Source organism: Sphingomonas endophytica, assembly GCF_001476895.1.
Taxonomy (GTDB): Bacteria; Pseudomonadota; Alphaproteobacteria; order Sphingomonadales; family Sphingomonadaceae; genus Sphingomonas; species Sphingomonas endophytica_A.
Map to the genome: position 1 here is coordinate 1 of NZ_LDTB01000127.1, position 831 is coordinate 831.

Here is an 831-nt window from a genome sequence, read left to right on the forward strand (position 1 = left end):
GCCTCGCCGATCCCGCTCGCGCCGCCGGTGACGACACAGACCTTGTCCTTGACGTGCATGGTTCGATGCCCCTGCTTGTTATCGTGAGATCCGGATTGTCAGCCCTGATACAGGCCCTTGTCACGCGCCTTCTGGATCGCGAGGGCGGCCATCAGGTCGAGCATCGGGGTCGGAATATCTGCTGCGCGGGCAAAGGCCGCGGGCGCGCGCACCAGCACGTCGATCTCCATGGCGCGGCCGAGCTCGTAGTCCTGCAGGATCGACGGCTTGTGGTCGGGCGCGGGTCCCGAACGGGTGACGCGCTTGACCCCGGGGATATAGCGCGTCGCCACCGCATTGGCCTCGTCGAGCAGCCGTGGGATCACCTCCTGCATGTCGGGATCGTCGCGGACGCCGCGCGCGGTCAGCCCGGTCAGCAGACAGAGCACCACATCGACATGTTGGTGAGCAGTTTCGACCAGATCGTCTCGCGAATCTCCGTGACGTCAGGCGATTCGATCGCAGCCTCATTAAGCGCCGCGCGCAGCCGGGTGATGCGCTCGCTCCGGAGATCGTCGCATTCGCCGATCAGGAGGCGGTTGCGATCCGGCGACAGATTCGCCACCAATCCGGGCGCGATCACCTCGTTGGAGGAGAAGATCACGCCGCCGATGCTGACCCTTATACACAACTCCGAGCCCACGAGACAGGAAGAAAGCGAGTATGGCGTCTTCTGCTTGAAAAAAAAAAAACAAAAAAAAAAGAGGAATAAACAGTAACAATAACATACCAATAACACATGAGACGAGAGAGACAACATGAATAGTAGTAAACTAACAGGTGAGGCCGTGA

2 protein-coding genes are annotated in these 831 nt (G+C 60.0%); both read right to left on the bottom strand.

What is annotated here, in order from left to right; all coding sequences use genetic code 11:
• Positions 1–98 precede the first annotated feature (98 nt).
• Positions 99–431 (bottom strand): ketopantoate reductase C-terminal domain-containing protein, encoded by a 333-nt coding sequence (locus NS334_RS18865; protein WP_206542675.1) that lies wholly within the window; start codon positions 429–431, stop codon positions 99–101.
• Entirely contained in the window at positions 413–643 is a 231-nt protein-coding gene (locus tag NS334_RS18870) for a hypothetical protein (protein WP_206542676.1), read from the bottom strand. Before NS334_RS18870 ends, NS334_RS18865 begins: the two co-directional genes overlap by 19 nt.
• Positions 644–831 lie beyond the last annotated feature (188 nt).